Below are 14,765 nucleotides of genomic sequence, written 5' to 3'. Positions count from 1 at the left end.
TCGTATACGGGGAGGCGTGCGGCGCTGGCGGAGGTCGACGTGGGAGCGGGGTGGCTGTCGGTGGAGGTATCGCACGCGCTGAGAAGTGTTGCGACAGCGATAATCCCGAGAACGGTCGATGTCCGCGTCATGCCCATGCTTCGACGGCCTCCATATGGCGTGCGACTGGTGCCGTATCGATCTTGCCGGTGTCGGCGTTACCGCACCGCCCGCGGGCGGGCAAAGGCCGGCGCATGTTCTGGCCGGAGTCCGATGCCGCCGAGATAGGCGGTGAGGCCGCGCAGCGGTGGAATATGCCGCAGAGCCCGCAGTGGGGCCGGGAGGCGATGCTCGTCGAGCGTGCCGTTGAGGGCAGGCCGGATCAACATTTCGTGTTCGTTGTGCTGTGAACGCTGGGTGATCTTGACGGCGAGCGTTCTGCGGCGCTGGACGCGCGCCAGGTCTTCGTTGTCGACGCGGCCCTGCCGAAGCGGGCGGGAGAGTATCCGGGCTGCCGCGACTGCATCCTGAACAGCGAGGTTGATCCCGGCGCCGCCGACGGGAGACATGGTGTGTGCGGCGTCCCCGATGCACAGGACTCCGGAGTCATACCAGCGATACAACCGCATCATGTCGGTCTTCAGCAGCGGCACCTCGTCCCACGACCGCAGGTCCGACACCTGATCTTCCGACCAGCCGAACAGGTCGGCCAACTCTGATCGAAATGCCGCGATACCTTCGTTGCGCCGTGCGGCATCCGTGCCCTTCTCGATCAGGTAGGCGGTTTGGTAGTACTCGCCGCGGTCCATGGTGACCGCCGCTCGGCCATGGCCGAATCGACCGAACACCTCACTGTCACGGGCGTTGTCCGCCTTCGGAATTCGCACCTGCCACACGTCCATGGGCAGGTCGTAGGTCGCACCGCGCAATCCGGCGGCACGGCGTACCGACGACCACCGGCCGTCGCAGCCGATCGTGAGCCCCGCCGTCAGCTCGTGAACGGTGTTGCCCTCGTCGCTGTAGCGAACTCCGGTGACCCTGCCGGTTGCGTCACGGAGCAAATCGGTGACCGTGCAGTTCATCCGTAGCGTGAAGGTGGGTTCGGTGTTCGCGGCAGTGGCAAGCAGGTCGAGGAAGTCCCATTGCGGGACCATGGCGATGTACTTGTGCGGCCCCGGGATTCGACGGAAGTCCGCCAGGACGAGAGTGGTGTCACCGATTCGGATTCGCATCTGCTCGAGTCGTCCGGCCGACAGCTTCGCGAAACTTTCCCCGAGCCCGAGTTCGTCGAGCAGTCGCAGCGTCGAGGGATGCACTGTGTCGCCACGGAAGTCACGCAAGAAGTCGCGATGCTTCTCCAGCACCGTCACCTCGACCCCGGCGCGCGCCAGTAGCAATCCCAGCATCATTCCCGCGGGTCCGCCGCCGACGATGACGCACCCTGTTCGTTCGACCATGCGGTCACGCTAACAGAAAACTAGACACAGTCTAATTTTGAATTCTGTGTAATGATTGGGCGCGTGAGCCCCGATGTCGGTCTGCGAGAACAGAAGCGGCGCCGCACCAAGCAGGCGCTGGTGGCGGCCGCGCTGCGGCTTTTCAGCGAGAAGGGCTACGACCGGACCACAGTCGCGGAGATCGCGGCAGCCGCCGAGGTGTCGTATGCGACGTTCTTCAACTACTTCGCGGCAAAGGACGAGGTCGTCTTCGCCGACGACGATCTCTACGGCGATTTGCTGGAAGAGATCTTCGCCGCACACGACCACACGGAGCGGCCTGCGGACCTGCTGCTGCGAGCGATGGTCCACCTCAGCACCGCCGCGGATTGGAGCTTTCCTCTCGACCACGAATTCACCGTTCTCCGAGCCCGTTTGATCGGAGAGGTGCCGGCCCTGCGAGCGGCGGCGCTGCTGCGGAGAACCGTTCTCCAGCAACAACTGGCAGCCGGCTTGCAGGCCGCGTACCCGCACGAGGTCGATACTTTGCAGGCGGCAGCACTCACCGGCGCGATGATCGGGGCGGTCGACGCGGTCCTCAACTCCCTTGCACCCGAGGAAGCTGCACCGGAGTCGATCGCCGCCAAAGTCGAGGAAGCGGCGCGGATCAGCTTGCGCGGTTACCTGTCGCGCTGACCACCGACAAGCTATTTCGAGAGCGTCATGACCGTGCCGTCACCACCTCGGCCGCCACTTCGAGGAAGTTCAGGTCGGTGACGGCTGGGACCAGGATGAATTCGTCGCAGCCGGCTTGTTCGGCGCCGTCGAGGATGTCGGCGAGGGCTTCGGGGGTCGAGGCGCGGGTGGTGGCGGCGATCAGGTCGGCGAGTTTGGGGCCCAGGAAGTTGAGGTAGCGGGAGGTGAAGGAGCGGAGGGCGGTGGGGGCGTCGGTGACGCCGAGGGCGGTGAAGCAGCCGCTGACTTTGCGTGGGGGTGTGGGGCGGCCGGCTTCGGACCAGCAGCGGTCGGCGAGGTCGCCGGTTTTGGCGATTTCGCCGGCGTCGCCGGGGATGCTGAAGCCGGAGATGCCGTCGGCCCAGTGGGCGGCGCGGCGCATTGCCTTCGGGCCCATGGCGCCGGCGAGGATGATCGGGCCGCCGGGCTGGACGCAGGCGGGGCCGACGGGGTCGGCGCCGTCGAAGGGGGGTTTGCCGTCGAGCAGGGACTTCAGTTCGGCTACCTTGTCGTCGAGTTGCTGGTGGCGGCGTGTGAAATCGGCTCCGAGCGCGCGATAGTCGTGCTCGCGGCCGCCGACGCCGACGGCTACCTCCAGGCGCCCGTTCGAGAGTTGGTCCAGCGTGCCGATCTGCTGGGCGACCATCGCCATCCGATGCTGCGGCAGCACCCACAGGTTCGCCAGCACCCGCACCCGCTCGGTCACCGCGGCGCACGCGCCCAGCGTCGCAACCATTTCCGGGTTCGAGAAGGTGACCCGTTCGCCCACCGAAACGCTCGAGAACGGGCCCGCGTCGATCCGCCGGGCCCAGTCGACGGTCGTGCCCGGGCCGTAGCCGGGAGCCATTTGCGGAAGTGCGACACCGATCTTCATGGGGTTGACCTTCTCAGAGTCATCCGGTTCACGTCAGCCGATTACCTATCCGGACCCTGGAGCGGCTAATCGTCGGGTGAAGCGCGGCGGTTGCGTTTGGTGAGGCCACGGCGCTTCTTTTCCGCGATGCGGCGTTCCTTCGCTCCGCGTGAGGGTTTGGTGGCGCGGCGGACGGGGGGTGGGTTGGCTGCGGCTTCGCGGAGTAGGGCGGTCATGCGGGCGCGGGCGGTGGTGCGGTTCTGGAGTTGGGTGCGGTGTTCGGAGGCGGTGATGGTGAGGATGCCGTTGGTCAGGCGGGTGGATAGGCGGTCGAGCATTCGGGGGCGGAGGTGTTCGGGGATGGAGGGTGAGTTGGTGAGGTCGAAGGACAGTTCGACTCGGGTGTCGGTGGTGTTGACGTGCTGGCCGCCAGGCCCGGATGAGCGGGAGAAACGCTCGTGGAGCTCGGACGCGGGGATTGTCAGCGTCCGGGTTACGGGCAGGTCCTCGGGCATGGGGGTGGCGCTCTTTCTGGTCCGGTTCGGATGTAGTCCCTGATGACAGTCAACCTCGAGGCGGTCGGGCGGGAGAGGGCGGCGGGGCGTTTGAGCGGTACTCGAGGACCCGTGAGTCAGACTCGGGCGTAGTGGAGAGCGGAATCGGTTGTTCGGGAACCGGTTTCGGACGGGTACTAGCGCCGTGAGGACTGCCATGCGGGAACGTGTCGAGGAGCTCGGGAAGCTCAAGCGATCGGTGTCGGACGGGCCCGATGCGGCCGCTACGCGGAGGCAGTACGAGAAGGGGAAGCTGACGGCTTACGAGCGGATCGGGGAATTGCTCGATCCGGGGTCGTTTCAGGAGGTCGAGGCGCTGCGGCGGCATCGGGCCACGGGGTTCGGGCTGGAGGGGCGCAGGCATTTCAGTGACGGGGTGGTCACCGGGTGGGGAACGGTGGAGGGGCGGACGGTTTTCGTGTTCGCGCAGGACTTCCGGGTGATGGGCGGGGCCTTGGGGGAAGCTCACGCGGAGAAGATTCACAAGGTGATGGATTTGGCGCTGTCGGCGGGCGCGCCGATCGTGGGGTTGTACGACGGAGCGGGGGCGCGGATTCAGGAGGGGGTTACCGCGCTGGCGGGATTCGGGGGGATATTCGAGCGGAATACCAAGGCGTCGGGGGTGATTCCGCAGATCAGCGTGATTCTCGGGCCTTGTGCGGGTGGGGCCGCCTATAGCCCGGCGCTGACGGATTTCGTGTTCATGGTGCGGGAAACCGCGCAGATATTCATTACCGGGCCCGATGTGGTGGCCGCGGTGACCGGCGAGCAGGTGACGATGAACGAGCTCGGTGGCGCCGACGTGCATTCGCGGACCGGGGTCACCCATTTCACGTACGACGATGAGCACGGGTGTTTACAGGATGTGCGGCATCTGCTGTCGTTGCTGCCGGCCAATAACCGGCAGCATCCGCCCGCGGTGCCGTGCCTCGACCCGTTGGATCGGCGCGGCGAGGGACTCTACGATCTGGTGCCCGTCGACGGGAACCGCCCCTACGATGTGCGCGCCGTGATCGAGGAAATCGTCGACGACCACGAGATTTTCGAGGTGCACGAGCAGTGGGCCGCCAATGTGGTGTGCGCCTTCGCGCGACTGGGCGGGCATGTCGTCGGGGTGGTCGCGAATCAGCCGAACGTGCTGGCGGGCGTCCTGGATATCGCGGCGTCGGAGAAAGCGGCGCGGTTCGTGCAGGTGTGCGACGCGTTCAATATTCCACTGGTCACCTTGATCGATGTGCCGGGCTTCCTGCCGGGCGTCGCACAGGAGCACGGCGGCATCATCCGGCACGGCGCGAAACTCCTGTATGCCTACTGCAATGCCACGGTGCCGCGAGTGTCGGTGGTACTGCGCAAGTCCTACGGCGGCGCGTACATCGTCATGGATTCCCGGTCGATCGGCGCGGATCTGGCGCTGGCCTGGCCGAGTAACGAGATCGCGGTCATGGGCGCCGAAGCCGCCGCGAACGTCATATTCCGGCGCGAGATCAATGCCGCGAGCGATCCGGAAGCGGTGCGGCAGAACCGGATCGCGGAATATCGCTCCGAGCTGATGCACCCCTACTACGCCGCCGAACGGGGTCTGGTCGATGACGTGATCGATCCCGCCGAAACCCGGTCGGTGCTGATCCGCAGTCTCGCCATGCTCCGGACCAAACACGCCGATCTGCCGATTCGCAAGCACGGCAATCAACCACAATGACAGCGAGGACCCCATGAACACCCCCTTGATCCGCATCGAACGCGGCAATCCCGACGACATCGAGATAGCCGCGGTACTCGCCGCACTGCTGTGCCTGGCCGAGCCGGACATCGAAATCGCACCGCCCGCACCGGCTCCGGTGCGCTGGATCGGCCCGCGCCGCACCGGCGCGTACGTCCCGTCGCACAGCTGGGCCGCCGCATGACCGCCGTCGCCCCGCTCATCGATGCGGGGCAGGTGCGGGGCATCGAGCTCGACGGCGGGACGGCGCGGCTCTCGGCCCTCCTCGCGGTGCCGGAGCAGCCGCCGCGCGCCACCATCGTCGCCATACACGGAATCGGCATGCGCGCCGGGTACTTTCACGGCCGCGCCCTGCCCGGGATGTCGCTGCTCGAGCTGGGCGCCGCGCTCGGCTTCACCGTCGTCGCCGTCGACCGGCCGGGTTACGGCGCGTCCGCGCGCACCCTGCCCGAGGGACAGCCCGTCGCCGAGCAGGCCCGCACGCTCGCGCACGCCCTGCGCGACCTGGAGTCCCGATTCGACACCGGTGCCGGGATTTTCCTGCACGCGCACTCGTTCGGCGGCAAGCTGGCACTCGTGACCGCCGCGTCGCAGCGCGTATCGGATCTGCTGGGGATCGATGTCTCCGGCTGCGGGCACCGCTATGTCCAGTCCACGGCGGGGCTCGAGAACGTCGGCCCCGGCTGGACGCGCAGCTGGCTGCCGCTGGACTGCTATCCGCCGGCGTCGTTCCGGGCAGCGCGCGCCATCACAGCGCCGATCCCGGCGGCCGAGCAGTTCGACATCGTGAATTGGGAATCGGCCTTTCCCGCTGTCGCCCAAGGCATTCGGGTGCCGGTGCGGTTCACCTTCGCCGAGCACGAACGCTGGTGGCATCAGGACGACCGCACCCTCGACGAACTGCGTTCGCGGTTGCGCCATTCGCCCCGGGTGGTGGTCGATCGGCAGCCGGACGCCGGGCACAACACCAGCCTCGGCTACACCGCGCGCACCTTCCACCTGCGGTCGCTGGCGTTCGCCGAGGAATGCCTCGTCAGGAGGAGACAGCGATGACTCGATCGGCCGCGGCCGTGACGACCAGTCCCGGACCGCGATTCGCGCTGCTCGCACCGGGGCAGGGCGCGCAGAAGCCGGGGATGCTGATGTCGTGGCTGGCGCTGCCGGGCGCGGCGGAGCGCATCGCCCGGTGGTCGGAGATCAGCGGTTTGGATCTGGCCCGACTCGGAACCACTGCCGAAGCGGGCGAATTGGTCGATACCGCGACCGCGCAGCCGCTGATCGTCGCGGCCGGACTGCTCGCCGTGGAGGAGTTGAACGCGCTGGGCGCGCTCGGCGCGGACACGATGGTGGCCGGGCATTCGGTCGGTGAGCTCGCGGCGGCGGCCGCGGCGGGCGTGATCACCCCGGACGAGGCGATCGCCCTGGCCGCCACACGCGGCAACGCCATGGCCGCGGCGTGCGCGACGGAGCCGACCGGCATGGCGGCGGTACTGGGTGGGGACCGCGCGGAAGTCCTCGCCCACATCGCGAAACTCGGCCTGGTTCCGGCCAATTTCAATGCCACCGGTCACATCGTGGTGGCCGGGCCGCGCCCGGCGCTGGCCGAACTGACCGCCGATCGCCCGGCCGCGGCCAAGGTCGTCACGCTGGCGGTGGCCGGTGCGTTCCACACCGATTTCATGGCCGCCGCACAGGACACGGTCGCGCGCGCGATCGCGAAACTCGCTCCCCGCGAACCTCTTCGCCCCCTGCTGTCCAATGTGGACGGCCTGCCCGTGACTTCCGGGGCGGACGCCCTCGCCAAGATCGCCGCGCAGGTCACGCGCCCGGTCCGCTGGGACCTGTGCACGGAAACGATCCGCCGCAGCGCCATCACGGCGATCGTCGAACTCCCCCCGGCCGGCGTCCTCACCGGCATCGCCAAACGCGAACTCCCCCGGCTCGATCGTCATCCGATCCGCACCCCGGAGAGCCTGACCGCCGTCCTCGGCGCGCTGTCCGCGGCGAGCTGAACCCGGTCCCGCTGTGCCGGAACCCTTTTCGAGTCGTGTCGGTGAGTCTGCGGGCACCGACACGACATCGACCCCGTCGCCTGCGGGCCGCGGCGTCACGCCACGGTGACGACCTCGTCGTAGGCGAGGCGGGGAGACCGGGGATACCAGGCGTCCGGGCCGGGCTTGCCGATATTGACCACGACCAGCGAGGCCGCGTCACCCGCGGGGAAGAACTCGCTGTCGACGCCGGCGGCGTCGAATCCGTTCATCGGCCCGGCCGCCAGCCCGGCCGCCCGGATGCCGAGGATGAAGTACCCGACCTGGATGAGCGCGTTGAATCGCGCCGAATGCGCCCGCACTTCCGGATCGGCGAAGTAGTCCTTCGCATCGGGCGCGTGCGGGAACACCTTGGGCAGATGGTCGTGGAAGTTCAGATCGGCCGCCAGGATCGCACTCAGCGGGGCGTTCGCGGTCTTCGGCTTGTTGGCGTCCAGCATGTGCGTGACCAGGCGGGCGCGCGCCTCGGGGGTGCGCACCAGCACGATGCGCAGCGGCTGCTGATTCATCGAGGTGGGCGCGAACTTGACCAGTTCGTAGATCTCCCGGACCTGTTCGTCGCTGACCGGTTCGTCGGTGAACGTATTGGCGGTGCGGGCTTCCCGGAACAGCAGATCCTGCGCGGCCGCGGCGAGCGCGAGCCGGGTGTCCGATTGTGCGGTGCTCACTGGTTTCTCCTTGGTAGAGGCGGGGTTTCGGGTCAGTCGTGCGATACGCGGCGCGAACGGGTCTGGATGGCGCCGTCGACGCGCACCAGCACGTCGTGCACGACGCAGCTGGGGTTGATCTCGGGCGCGCTACCGGGGCGGATCTTGACGACCAGGCAGTAGGAGGTGGCCACGATGCTGCCGTCCTCCTGGGGCCGCAGATCGGTCATGCCGAACCAGTGCCGCCGCTGCATGGGATCGGCTTCGAAGCGCTGGTGGAACGCGACGAGGTCGGCGATGATCCCGGCCCGGGTCAGCGCCGGCGGCCGCCCGGGGGTGTGCTCGAATTCGGCGTCCTCGGTGAAGGTCTGCGCGTAACCGGGGATGTCCCGGTTGTCGAGCCGCTGCATCTGGTCGGCGTAGAACTGCTGAACCTCGGCGTACAGCTCCGCACGGCTGGCGACGGTGGTCATGCTGGCTCCTCGAATGCTGTTGCGCCTGCCTCGGATTCGGCGGGCCGCGACTGTGCTCCACCGTGTCCGACGGTCCTCGAGCCTGGGTCGAGCCGGTTTGACCGGATCTATAGGCCGGGCGACGACGCTGAGAGCGGGACAGCCCCGCCGAACCGCACACCCCACCGATGGAGGAGAAATGACCGCACCTCAGCGTGTCGCGCTGGTCACCGGCGCGACCAGTGGAATGGGCCTCGCGATCACCGAAAGCTTTGCTGCCCAGGGCATCTCGGTGTTCATCTGCGCGCGTGACCAGCAGCGCGTGCTCGATACCGCCAAGCGCCTGCAGGACGAGGGCCACACGGTGGACGGCGTGGCCTGCGATGTCCGCGACGCCGGCCAGATCCGTGAGTACGTCGATGCCGCCGTGCAGACCTTCGGCCCGGTGGACATCCTGGTCAACAATGCCGGCCGCAGCGGCGGCGGCGAGACCGCGCAGGTCGAGGACGAGCTGTGGCTGGATGTGATCAACACCAACCTGCACAGCGTGTTCTTCGCCTGCAAGGCCGCGCTCACCGCCGGGGGCATGCTCGAGCGCGGCAGCGGCCGGATCGTCAACATCGCCTCCACGGGCGGCAAACAGGGCGTGGTGCACGGGGCGCCGTACTCGGCGTCCAAGCACGGCGTCGTGGGATTCACCAAGGCGCTCGGCTTGGAGCTCGCCAAGACCGGGATCACGGTCAATGCCGTGTGCCCGGGGTTCGTGGAAACGCCGATGGCCGAACGGGTTCGGGAGGTGTACTCGGGCATCTGGGGCGTCGACACCGACGAGGTGCACGCCCGGGTGAGCGCCCGCGTGCCGATCGGCCGCTATGTCGAGCCCACGGAGGTGGCGGCCATGGTCGACTACCTGATCGACCCGCGCGCCGCCGCCGTCACCGCGCAGGCGCTCAATGTCTGTGGCGGACTGGGTAATTACTGAGCCGAGGCGGTGTCCGCGCTCGGCGCGGACACCGGTGGCCTCGTCGAGGACGGTGAACCGGTGCACTGTGGTGTTCCCCTGTTTCTCGCACCGGCACGGGGCGGCGCGAATCGGTCAGGACGGGCGAATGACGCGGCGCCAGGCCAGGATCCGGCGCTGGGTGCGGCCGTCGACCTGGGCGGCGCCGATCAGGGTGAGATCGTCGCCGTCCAGGGTCAGCCGGCGGACCTGTTCGGTGCCCGCCCAGGCCGGGTTCGAGCACACGCTGATGGCGTGCACGACCTCCTCGCCGCGCACCCGCCAGGTGCCGGCGTAGCCCATGAACGGCGCGGCGGCGCGGGCGGTGTCGGTGCGCATCATGCTCACCGACATGTGACCGCCGGATTCGTAGATCAGCAGGCCGCTCGGCGAATCACCGAGCGGCCCGGTGCTTTTGGTATCGCTGTCGTCGAGGTCGTGGTAGGAGCGCAGTTCCCAGGTTCCGATGAGGTCGGTCATGACTCCACGATGGGTGTGCGCCCTACAGTCACGCTCGAGGCGGCGTGGTCACCGCGGTGCGCCGCCGCGCGCGTTGTCGTAGGCGGCCCGGAGGATCCGCCACACCACGGCCAGCTCCTCGGCGTCGCGAGGGCCGTACACCAGCAGCAGCGTCGGCTGCAGGTAGCCCAGGCGCGCCATGGGATGCTGTTCGGCCCAGCCCTTTTCGATGGCCTCGGCCGCGAGGTCGGTGGGCAGGCACAGATGCAGGCTGCCGTCCCGATGTCCGTGCAGATGAGCGAATTCGGTGCCCGCCACGAAAGCGTCGGCGGGACCGGCGGCCAGCTCGGGTTCGAGATACAGCGCGCGGGTGTCCGGCAGGGACACCTGACTCGCGCCGATACGCACCCCGGGCAGGGTGATCATCCGGTCCCACAGGGCTTCCTGCACGTCCGGGGGCGCGATATCGGAGAGCTGTTGATGCGGATTGTGCGGCCTGGTGCGCGGCCGGTCCCCGCTCCGTCGCGGGAGGCCGAGCCGATCTGTCGCTGCCACGGTCATCGCTGTGCTCCTTTCGGTTTCGCACTTGTCGAACCGCCTGGTCACACAGTAGTTTCCAAAATATAGTAGTTACCAAATGGAAAGCATGCGGGAGTTGCTATGACGGACGTCACATCGGCCACCGTGGATCCGTGCCCGATCACGCCGGTGGTGGATCTGTTCTTCGGGCGCTGGTCCACGCAGGTGCTGTGGGTGCTCACCCATCACGGGCGGATGCGGTTCAACGAAGTGCTGCAGAGTATTCCGGGGCTCACCCCGAAGGTGCTGACGCAGCGGCTGCGTCAGCTCGAACGCGACGGTCTGCTGGTGCGGACCTATTACGCGGAGATGCCGCCGCGGGTGGAGTACGAGGCCACCGCGCTGGCCGAGACATTGTCGCCGGTGTTCAACAGCCTCGCGCAGTGGTCCGAACAGCACCTCGCGGCGGTGCTGGCGGCGCGCGCCAGCTATGACGCGGGCGACGACTGACGGGCGGCTTCGAGCAAGAAGCCGGCCAGCTCGCGCGGCATGGTGATCATGCAATCATGGCCGGTGGGAAGCAGTTTCAGCCGATCGGCGGGCAGGTCGGCCGGCGGCAGGGTGCGCGGCATGGCGGCGCGCATGGCCTGGAAGTCGGCGCCGCCGCCGGTGCAGTGGATGTGGGTCACCGGAATCTGTTGCAGCGCTTCGGGATTGCGCAGCACCATGGGTTCGGTGAAGGTTTTCAGCGATTGCGCGGTGAGGTTGGCGGCCAGCCAGCTCAGATCCGGTTCGTCGGTGACGCCGTAGAGGCCGCCGTCGCCCATGGGCTCGGTCTGCGCGGGCACCCGCCACCCGTCGCCGTGCGCGGCGGCGAGGGCGGTGAAGGCATCGACCATGGGCGCCATGACATCCGCGACCGCCTCGCCGTCGCGCGGGACGAAGGTGTCGATGTAGACGAGTTCGGCGACGCGGCCGGGCAGCGCGTCGGCGAGCGCGGTGACCACGATGGCGGCGTAGCTGTGCCCGACCAGGACGAGTTCACGCAGGTCCTCGGTGATCACCAGGTCGATCAGGTCCTGGACGTGGGTGCCCAGGCCGACGTCCGGGCCGAGCAGGTCGGCGCGTTCGCCGAGGCCGACCAGCGAGGGGGTGAATACGTGGTGGCCCGCCGCGGTCAGCAGCGGGGTCACCCGCTGCCAGGCCCAGCCGCCGTGGAACGCACCGGGAACGAGCAGATAGGTGGCCATCACTTCTCCTGTTTCATCGCTTCGACGCGGGGCACGCGCGGATTCGGGGGCACGGATTCGGGGCGGATGCCCAGGCCGATCACGCGGGCGATCACGTGGGACAGGCCGGGGAATCGGCGCAGCAGGCGCGCCAGCAGGGGTTTGTCGGTGCCGGGGCGATCGGCGCTGGGGTAGAGATCGCTGAGCAGCCGCAGTTGCGCGAATTGCACTACGCGCATGGGGAATTCGCGGCGCTGCTGGACGGCGTGCAGCTCGGCCGGGGTGGGGGTGCGGCCGGTGCCCAGGATCGGGGCGAGCAGGCGGGCGGCGGCGATGGCGTCCTGGATGGCGAGGTTGATGCCGACCCCGCCCGCGGGCGACATCGCGTGCGCGGCATCGCCGATGGCCAGCAGGCCCGGGCGGTGCCAGCTGCGCAGCCGGTCGACGCGGACGTCGAGGGGTTTGACGGCATCCCAGTCGACGAGTTCGGCGGCCAGGGCGGTGGTCAATGCCGGGTAGATGGCGGCGATCGCGGCCCGGAACGCTTCGAGCCCTTGTGCGCGGACGGCATCGAAACCGCCCTTGGGGATCATGTAGGCGACCTGGAGGTAGTCGCCGCGATCGAGGCAGACGATGAAGAAGTCCCGGCCGCTGCGCACCGCGGGCAGGCGGTCGCCGTCGGGTTTGCTCACCCGGAACCAGAGCACGTCCATGGGCGCTGTGCTGGCGGCGACCTCGAGCAGCTCCTGTTGCCGCACCAGGGAATTGCGGCCGTCGGCGGCGATGACGAGCTTGCTGGTCACCTCCAGCCGGGCGTCGGAGGTGCGGGCGCGCAGGCCGGTGATCGCGCCACCGATCTCGATCAGCTCGGTCACCTCCGCCTGCTGCACGAGCCGGAAATTGGGGTAGCGGGCGGCGGCTTCGGCGAAGAAGTTGAGCACATCCCATTGCGGCATGAACGCCACGAACGGGAAGCGGCCCGGCAGCCGCCGGAAGTCGGCGAAGGTCACCGGGCCCATTGCGGTGGCCATCGGCAGCTGCGGCACTTCGACGTGCGGCAGTTTCAGGAACTCCTCGGCCAGGCCGAGTTCGTCCAGTGCCGTCAGCGTGGACGGGTGCACGGTGTCGCCGCGGAAGTCGCGCAGGAAGTCCGGGTGTTTCTCCAGGACCAGGACCTGTGCGCCGGCGCGGGCGAGCAGCAGCCCGGCCATCAATCCGGCCGGGCCGCCGCCCGCGATGCAGACGTCGGCGGATTCGGTTGTCACGCCCAGCATTCCGGCACCTGCCCGCCGTTGTAGGTGACCATTTCGTCGAAGATGCCCAGCACGTCGAGGGGGATACCGATCTCGGGGGTGTCGAGTTCGGCGTAGGCGCGGTGCAGATTGCCCACGATCCGTTCGGCGTCGATGAGTTCGGCGAATTCGCCCAGTTCCACTTCCGAGGCGACATGCAGCGGGGTCAGGCCCAGCGGTTTGTATTCCGCCGCAAGGGCTTCGATCCAGCGCAGGTAGCGGGTGGTCTGGGTGAGGATCTCCGGTCCCGCCACCGGGCCGTGGCCGGCGACCACCGTTTCCGCGCCGAGGGCGGTGAGCTTGCCGATGGCGTCGAGGGTGCCGCGCACCGAACCGAAGAGGCAGAACGGCGCGGCGCCGGACATGACGAGGTCACCGGCGAAGAGCACCTTCTCCTCGGGCAGCCAGGCGACCACGTCGTTGGTGGTGTGCGCGGCGGGGCCGAGATGGATCACCTCGACCCGCCGCTCCCCCAGCCACACGGTCAGCCGGTCGGCAAAGGTGATGGCGGGCAGGGTGACTCGGACATCGCCCCAGTCGACCTGTGGCCACAGCTGGGTCAGGGCCAGTCCGGTGTCGATCATCTCCTGCCGGATCCGCTCGTGGGCGACCACGACCGCCGCCGGGCCGAACCGGTGATTGCCGAAGTTGTGATCACCGTGGTGATGGGTGTTGACGATGGTGCGGCCCGGCCCGCCCGCGCGCTCGCCCACGAACTCGGCCAGCGCACGGGTACGGCCTTCGGTGGCGAGCGTGTCGATCACCAGCGCCCCGTCCGGCCCCGCGATCACGCCGGCATTGCTCACGCACCAGCCGCCGCGATCGTGGGTGTAGGCGAAGACGTTCTCGGCGATCTCGGTGACGACCGCGCGGGCCTCGGCCCGGGTTCCGGTGGGTGTCATAGCGCCGATTTCGTGGACTCGGCGCGGCGGCCCTCGATCTCGCGGACCGCGCACAGCAGGGTATTGCGGCTGTTGGTGCCCAGCGCCTCGGCGAGATAGGCCCGGGCATCGGCGAGATCGGTGCCCGCGCCGAGGGTTTCGCGCGCCACCTGCGGGTTGATGGCGACCAGGTGCCGGGCGGTGGCCACCACGCCGTCGCCGCCGCCGGTGAATTCCCAGCTGCCGCTGTGGCCGAACAGCATGGCGGGCGGCAGCAGCTGCTTGTAGTCGATGCGTTCGCCCGGCACGCAGATGCGGATCGAGCGGGTGGTGTGCGGTACGACGCCGGCGGTGACGGTGTCCATCTCCATCAGCTGCACGCCCGGCTCGTCCTCGGTCAGTTCCACCCGCCCGACGTGCGGAACGTGCTCGGGCCAGCGGTCACTGCGGTAGACGAAGTCGTACAGCTCCGCGAGCGGGACGTCCAGGGGGATCTTCTCCTCGAACGCGCACACCACCTGCGGCACCGGGTAGCCCAGCTCCGCGATGCGCGCCAGCGTCGCCAGTTCGGTGACGCTGTTGCGGTCCACGGCGGCCGCGATCGCTTCCGCGTCACCACCGGGAATCACCGAGAAGTGATGGTCCAGGGTGATTTTCGTGCTGCGGGCCCCGACCTCCTCGAAGGTCCACCGCCCGCCCATGGAGGCGATCGGCGCCGCGCTGCGCTCCTGCTCGAAGGTGATGGTCCGCTGCTGCGGCAGGAACTCCCGGCGCGAGGTCCAGTTCTTCACCTCGCCGTTGACCATGGCCCACAACCGGAATCGCTCCATGCCGGCGGTGCGCTCGAGGTGCCGCACCAGCACGCTGGGCTCGAAAATGACCGGCCACCAGGTCACGTCGGCGACCAGGCGGTACACGTCCGGGAACGCCGCTTCCACCACCCGGTGATGGCTCATCC

The 14,765-nt window shown here is 68.6% G+C and carries 18 protein-coding genes; 7 read left to right on the top strand and 11 right to left on the bottom strand.

Annotation, left to right across the window (positions count from 1 at the left end; genetic code table 11):
* Nucleotides 1–197 precede the first annotated feature (197 nt).
* On the bottom strand, nucleotides 198–1,388 hold the full coding sequence (locus LTV02_RS09710) for an FAD-dependent oxidoreductase (protein ID WP_332909570.1): 1,191 nt from the start codon (nucleotides 1,386–1,388) through the stop codon (nucleotides 198–200).
* Nucleotides 1,389–1,499: 111 nt separating this feature from the next.
* Here LTV02_RS09710 and LTV02_RS09705 point away from each other — a divergent pair, with 111 nt between their 5' ends.
* Nucleotides 1,500–2,111, top strand: coding sequence for a TetR/AcrR family transcriptional regulator (locus LTV02_RS09705; RefSeq protein WP_233039663.1), 612 nt, complete (start codon nucleotides 1,500–1,502; stop codon nucleotides 2,109–2,111).
* A gap of 25 nt (nucleotides 2,112–2,136) precedes the next feature.
* Here the strand turns inward: LTV02_RS09705 and LTV02_RS09700 are convergent, their stop codons facing one another.
* Nucleotides 2,137–3,024 (bottom strand): LLM class flavin-dependent oxidoreductase, encoded by an 888-nt coding sequence (locus LTV02_RS09700; protein ID WP_233039662.1) that lies wholly within the window; start codon nucleotides 3,022–3,024, stop codon nucleotides 2,137–2,139.
* Nucleotides 3,025–3,089: 65 nt separating this feature from the next.
* Nucleotides 3,090–3,518 (bottom strand): alternative ribosome rescue aminoacyl-tRNA hydrolase ArfB, encoded by a 429-nt coding sequence (arfB, locus tag LTV02_RS09695; protein ID WP_233039661.1) that lies wholly within the window; start codon nucleotides 3,516–3,518, stop codon nucleotides 3,090–3,092.
* 196 nt (nucleotides 3,519–3,714) lie between these two features.
* Between arfB and LTV02_RS09690 the strand changes: the two genes are divergently transcribed.
* Genes LTV02_RS09690 through LTV02_RS09675 form a run of 4 tightly spaced genes read left to right on the top strand, consistent with a single transcriptional unit; the run spans nucleotide 3,715 to nucleotide 7,289 of the window.
* On the top strand, nucleotides 3,715–5,256 hold the full coding sequence (locus LTV02_RS09690; protein WP_233039660.1) for an acyl-CoA carboxylase subunit beta: 1,542 nt from the start codon (nucleotides 3,715–3,717) through the stop codon (nucleotides 5,254–5,256).
* Nucleotides 5,257–5,269: 13 nt separating this feature from the next.
* Nucleotides 5,270–5,461 (top strand): acyl-CoA carboxylase epsilon subunit, encoded by a 192-nt coding sequence (locus LTV02_RS09685; protein WP_233039659.1) that lies wholly within the window; start codon nucleotides 5,270–5,272, stop codon nucleotides 5,459–5,461.
* Entirely contained in the window at nucleotides 5,458–6,330 is an 873-nt protein-coding gene (locus LTV02_RS09680) for an alpha/beta fold hydrolase (RefSeq protein ID WP_233039658.1), read from the top strand. Before LTV02_RS09685 ends, LTV02_RS09680 begins: the two co-directional genes overlap by 4 nt.
* Entirely contained in the window at nucleotides 6,327–7,289 is a 963-nt protein-coding gene (locus tag LTV02_RS09675; RefSeq protein WP_233039657.1) for an ACP S-malonyltransferase, read from the top strand. The genes LTV02_RS09680 and LTV02_RS09675 overlap by 4 nt, the downstream gene beginning before the upstream one ends.
* 95 nt (nucleotides 7,290–7,384) lie before the next feature.
* On the opposite strand, the gene LTV02_RS09670 is transcribed toward LTV02_RS09675, so the two are convergent.
* Both LTV02_RS09670 and LTV02_RS09665 read right to left on the bottom strand, forming a co-directional pair.
* Entirely contained in the window at nucleotides 7,385–7,996 is a 612-nt protein-coding gene (locus LTV02_RS09670; protein WP_067708377.1) for a malonic semialdehyde reductase, read from the bottom strand.
* A gap of 32 nt (nucleotides 7,997–8,028) precedes the next feature.
* On the bottom strand, nucleotides 8,029–8,448 hold the full coding sequence (locus tag LTV02_RS09665; protein WP_233039656.1) for a nuclear transport factor 2 family protein: 420 nt from the start codon (nucleotides 8,446–8,448) through the stop codon (nucleotides 8,029–8,031).
* A 178-nt stretch (nucleotides 8,449–8,626) separates the two neighbouring features.
* Here LTV02_RS09665 and LTV02_RS09660 point away from each other — a divergent pair, with 178 nt between their 5' ends.
* The gene (locus tag LTV02_RS09660) at nucleotides 8,627–9,409 is read left to right on the top strand and encodes an SDR family NAD(P)-dependent oxidoreductase (protein ID WP_233039655.1); all 783 of its coding nucleotides are present in this window, start codon (nucleotides 8,627–8,629) and stop codon (nucleotides 9,407–9,409) included.
* 114 nt (nucleotides 9,410–9,523) lie between these two features.
* On the opposite strand, the gene LTV02_RS09655 is transcribed toward LTV02_RS09660, so the two are convergent.
* Nucleotides 9,524–9,907 (bottom strand): lipocalin-like domain-containing protein, encoded by a 384-nt coding sequence (locus tag LTV02_RS09655; RefSeq protein ID WP_233039654.1) that lies wholly within the window; start codon nucleotides 9,905–9,907, stop codon nucleotides 9,524–9,526.
* A 48-nt stretch (nucleotides 9,908–9,955) separates the two neighbouring features.
* Nucleotides 9,956–10,447, bottom strand: coding sequence for a luciferase domain-containing protein (locus tag LTV02_RS09650; RefSeq protein ID WP_233039653.1), 492 nt, complete (start codon nucleotides 10,445–10,447; stop codon nucleotides 9,956–9,958).
* 99 nt (nucleotides 10,448–10,546) lie between these two features.
* On the opposite strand from LTV02_RS09650, the gene LTV02_RS09645 reads away from it, so the two are divergent.
* The gene (locus LTV02_RS09645; protein ID WP_233039652.1) at nucleotides 10,547–10,915 is read left to right on the top strand and encodes a winged helix-turn-helix transcriptional regulator; all 369 of its coding nucleotides are present in this window, start codon (nucleotides 10,547–10,549) and stop codon (nucleotides 10,913–10,915) included.
* Here the strand turns inward: LTV02_RS09645 and LTV02_RS09640 are convergent.
* The 4 genes from LTV02_RS09640 to LTV02_RS09625 are packed head-to-tail and all read right to left on the bottom strand — an operon-like array spanning nucleotide 10,894 to nucleotide 14,763.
* Nucleotides 10,894–11,655, bottom strand: a complete 762-nt coding sequence (locus LTV02_RS09640; RefSeq protein WP_233039651.1) for an alpha/beta fold hydrolase — start codon at nucleotides 11,653–11,655, stop codon at nucleotides 10,894–10,896. The two genes, LTV02_RS09645 and LTV02_RS09640, sit on opposite strands and share 22 nt — an antisense overlap.
* On the bottom strand, nucleotides 11,655–12,908 hold the full coding sequence (locus LTV02_RS09635) for an FAD-dependent oxidoreductase (RefSeq protein ID WP_233039650.1): 1,254 nt from the start codon (nucleotides 12,906–12,908) through the stop codon (nucleotides 11,655–11,657). Before LTV02_RS09635 ends, LTV02_RS09640 begins: the two co-directional genes overlap by 1 nt.
* Nucleotides 12,896–13,828 (bottom strand): MBL fold metallo-hydrolase, encoded by a 933-nt coding sequence (locus LTV02_RS09630; RefSeq protein ID WP_233039649.1) that lies wholly within the window; start codon nucleotides 13,826–13,828, stop codon nucleotides 12,896–12,898. Before LTV02_RS09630 ends, LTV02_RS09635 begins: the two co-directional genes overlap by 13 nt.
* Nucleotides 13,825–14,763, bottom strand: coding sequence for an aromatase/cyclase (locus tag LTV02_RS09625; RefSeq protein ID WP_233039648.1), 939 nt, complete (start codon nucleotides 14,761–14,763; stop codon nucleotides 13,825–13,827). Before LTV02_RS09625 ends, LTV02_RS09630 begins: the two co-directional genes overlap by 4 nt.
* Between the last annotated feature and the right edge of the window lie 2 nt (nucleotides 14,764–14,765).

Source organism: Nocardia yamanashiensis (genome assembly GCF_021183565.1).
GTDB lineage: Bacteria > Actinomycetota > Actinomycetes > Mycobacteriales > Mycobacteriaceae > Nocardia > Nocardia yamanashiensis.
Note: the sequence above shows the minus strand (reverse complement) of the source record. Positions and strands in the feature narration are given on the sequence as shown.

Excerpts from the sequence above, each read along its gene's own strand:
- LTV02_RS09665 (WP_233039656.1), bottom strand. The coding sequence starts at position 8,448 with ATGACCACCGTCGCCAGCCGTGCGGAGCTGTACGCCGAGGTTCAGCAG.
- LTV02_RS09630 (WP_233039649.1), bottom strand. The coding sequence starts at position 13,828 with ATGACACCCACCGGAACCCGGGCCGAGGCCCGCGCGGTCGTCACCGAG.
- LTV02_RS09660 (WP_233039655.1), top strand. The coding sequence starts at position 8,627 with ATGACCGCACCTCAGCGTGTCGCGCTGGTCACCGGCGCGACCAGTGGA.
- LTV02_RS09680 (WP_233039658.1), top strand. The coding sequence starts at position 5,458 with ATGACCGCCGTCGCCCCGCTCATCGATGCGGGGCAGGTGCGGGGCATC.
- LTV02_RS09650 (WP_233039653.1), bottom strand. The coding sequence starts at position 10,447 with ATGACCGTGGCAGCGACAGATCGGCTCGGCCTCCCGCGACGGAGCGGG.
- LTV02_RS09640 (WP_233039651.1), bottom strand. The coding sequence starts at position 11,655 with ATGGCCACCTATCTGCTCGTTCCCGGTGCGTTCCACGGCGGCTGGGCC.
- LTV02_RS09645 (WP_233039652.1), top strand. The coding sequence starts at position 10,547 with ATGACGGACGTCACATCGGCCACCGTGGATCCGTGCCCGATCACGCCG.
- LTV02_RS09655 (WP_233039654.1), bottom strand. The coding sequence starts at position 9,907 with ATGACCGACCTCATCGGAACCTGGGAACTGCGCTCCTACCACGACCTC.
- LTV02_RS09675 (WP_233039657.1), top strand. The coding sequence starts at position 6,327 with ATGACTCGATCGGCCGCGGCCGTGACGACCAGTCCCGGACCGCGATTC.
- LTV02_RS09685 (WP_233039659.1), top strand. The coding sequence starts at position 5,270 with ATGAACACCCCCTTGATCCGCATCGAACGCGGCAATCCCGACGACATC.
- arfB (WP_233039661.1), bottom strand. The coding sequence starts at position 3,518 with ATGCCCGAGGACCTGCCCGTAACCCGGACGCTGACAATCCCCGCGTCC.
- LTV02_RS09710 (WP_332909570.1), bottom strand. The coding sequence starts at position 1,388 with ATGATGCTGGGATTGCTACTGGCGCGCGCCGGGGTCGAGGTGACGGTG.
- LTV02_RS09690 (WP_233039660.1), top strand. The coding sequence starts at position 3,715 with ATGCGGGAACGTGTCGAGGAGCTCGGGAAGCTCAAGCGATCGGTGTCG.
- LTV02_RS09635 (WP_233039650.1), bottom strand. The coding sequence starts at position 12,908 with ATGCTGGGCGTGACAACCGAATCCGCCGACGTCTGCATCGCGGGCGGC.
- LTV02_RS09700 (WP_233039662.1), bottom strand. The coding sequence starts at position 3,024 with ATGAAGATCGGTGTCGCACTTCCGCAAATGGCTCCCGGCTACGGCCCG.
- LTV02_RS09625 (WP_233039648.1), bottom strand. The coding sequence starts at position 14,763 with ATGAGCCATCACCGGGTGGTGGAAGCGGCGTTCCCGGACGTGTACCGC.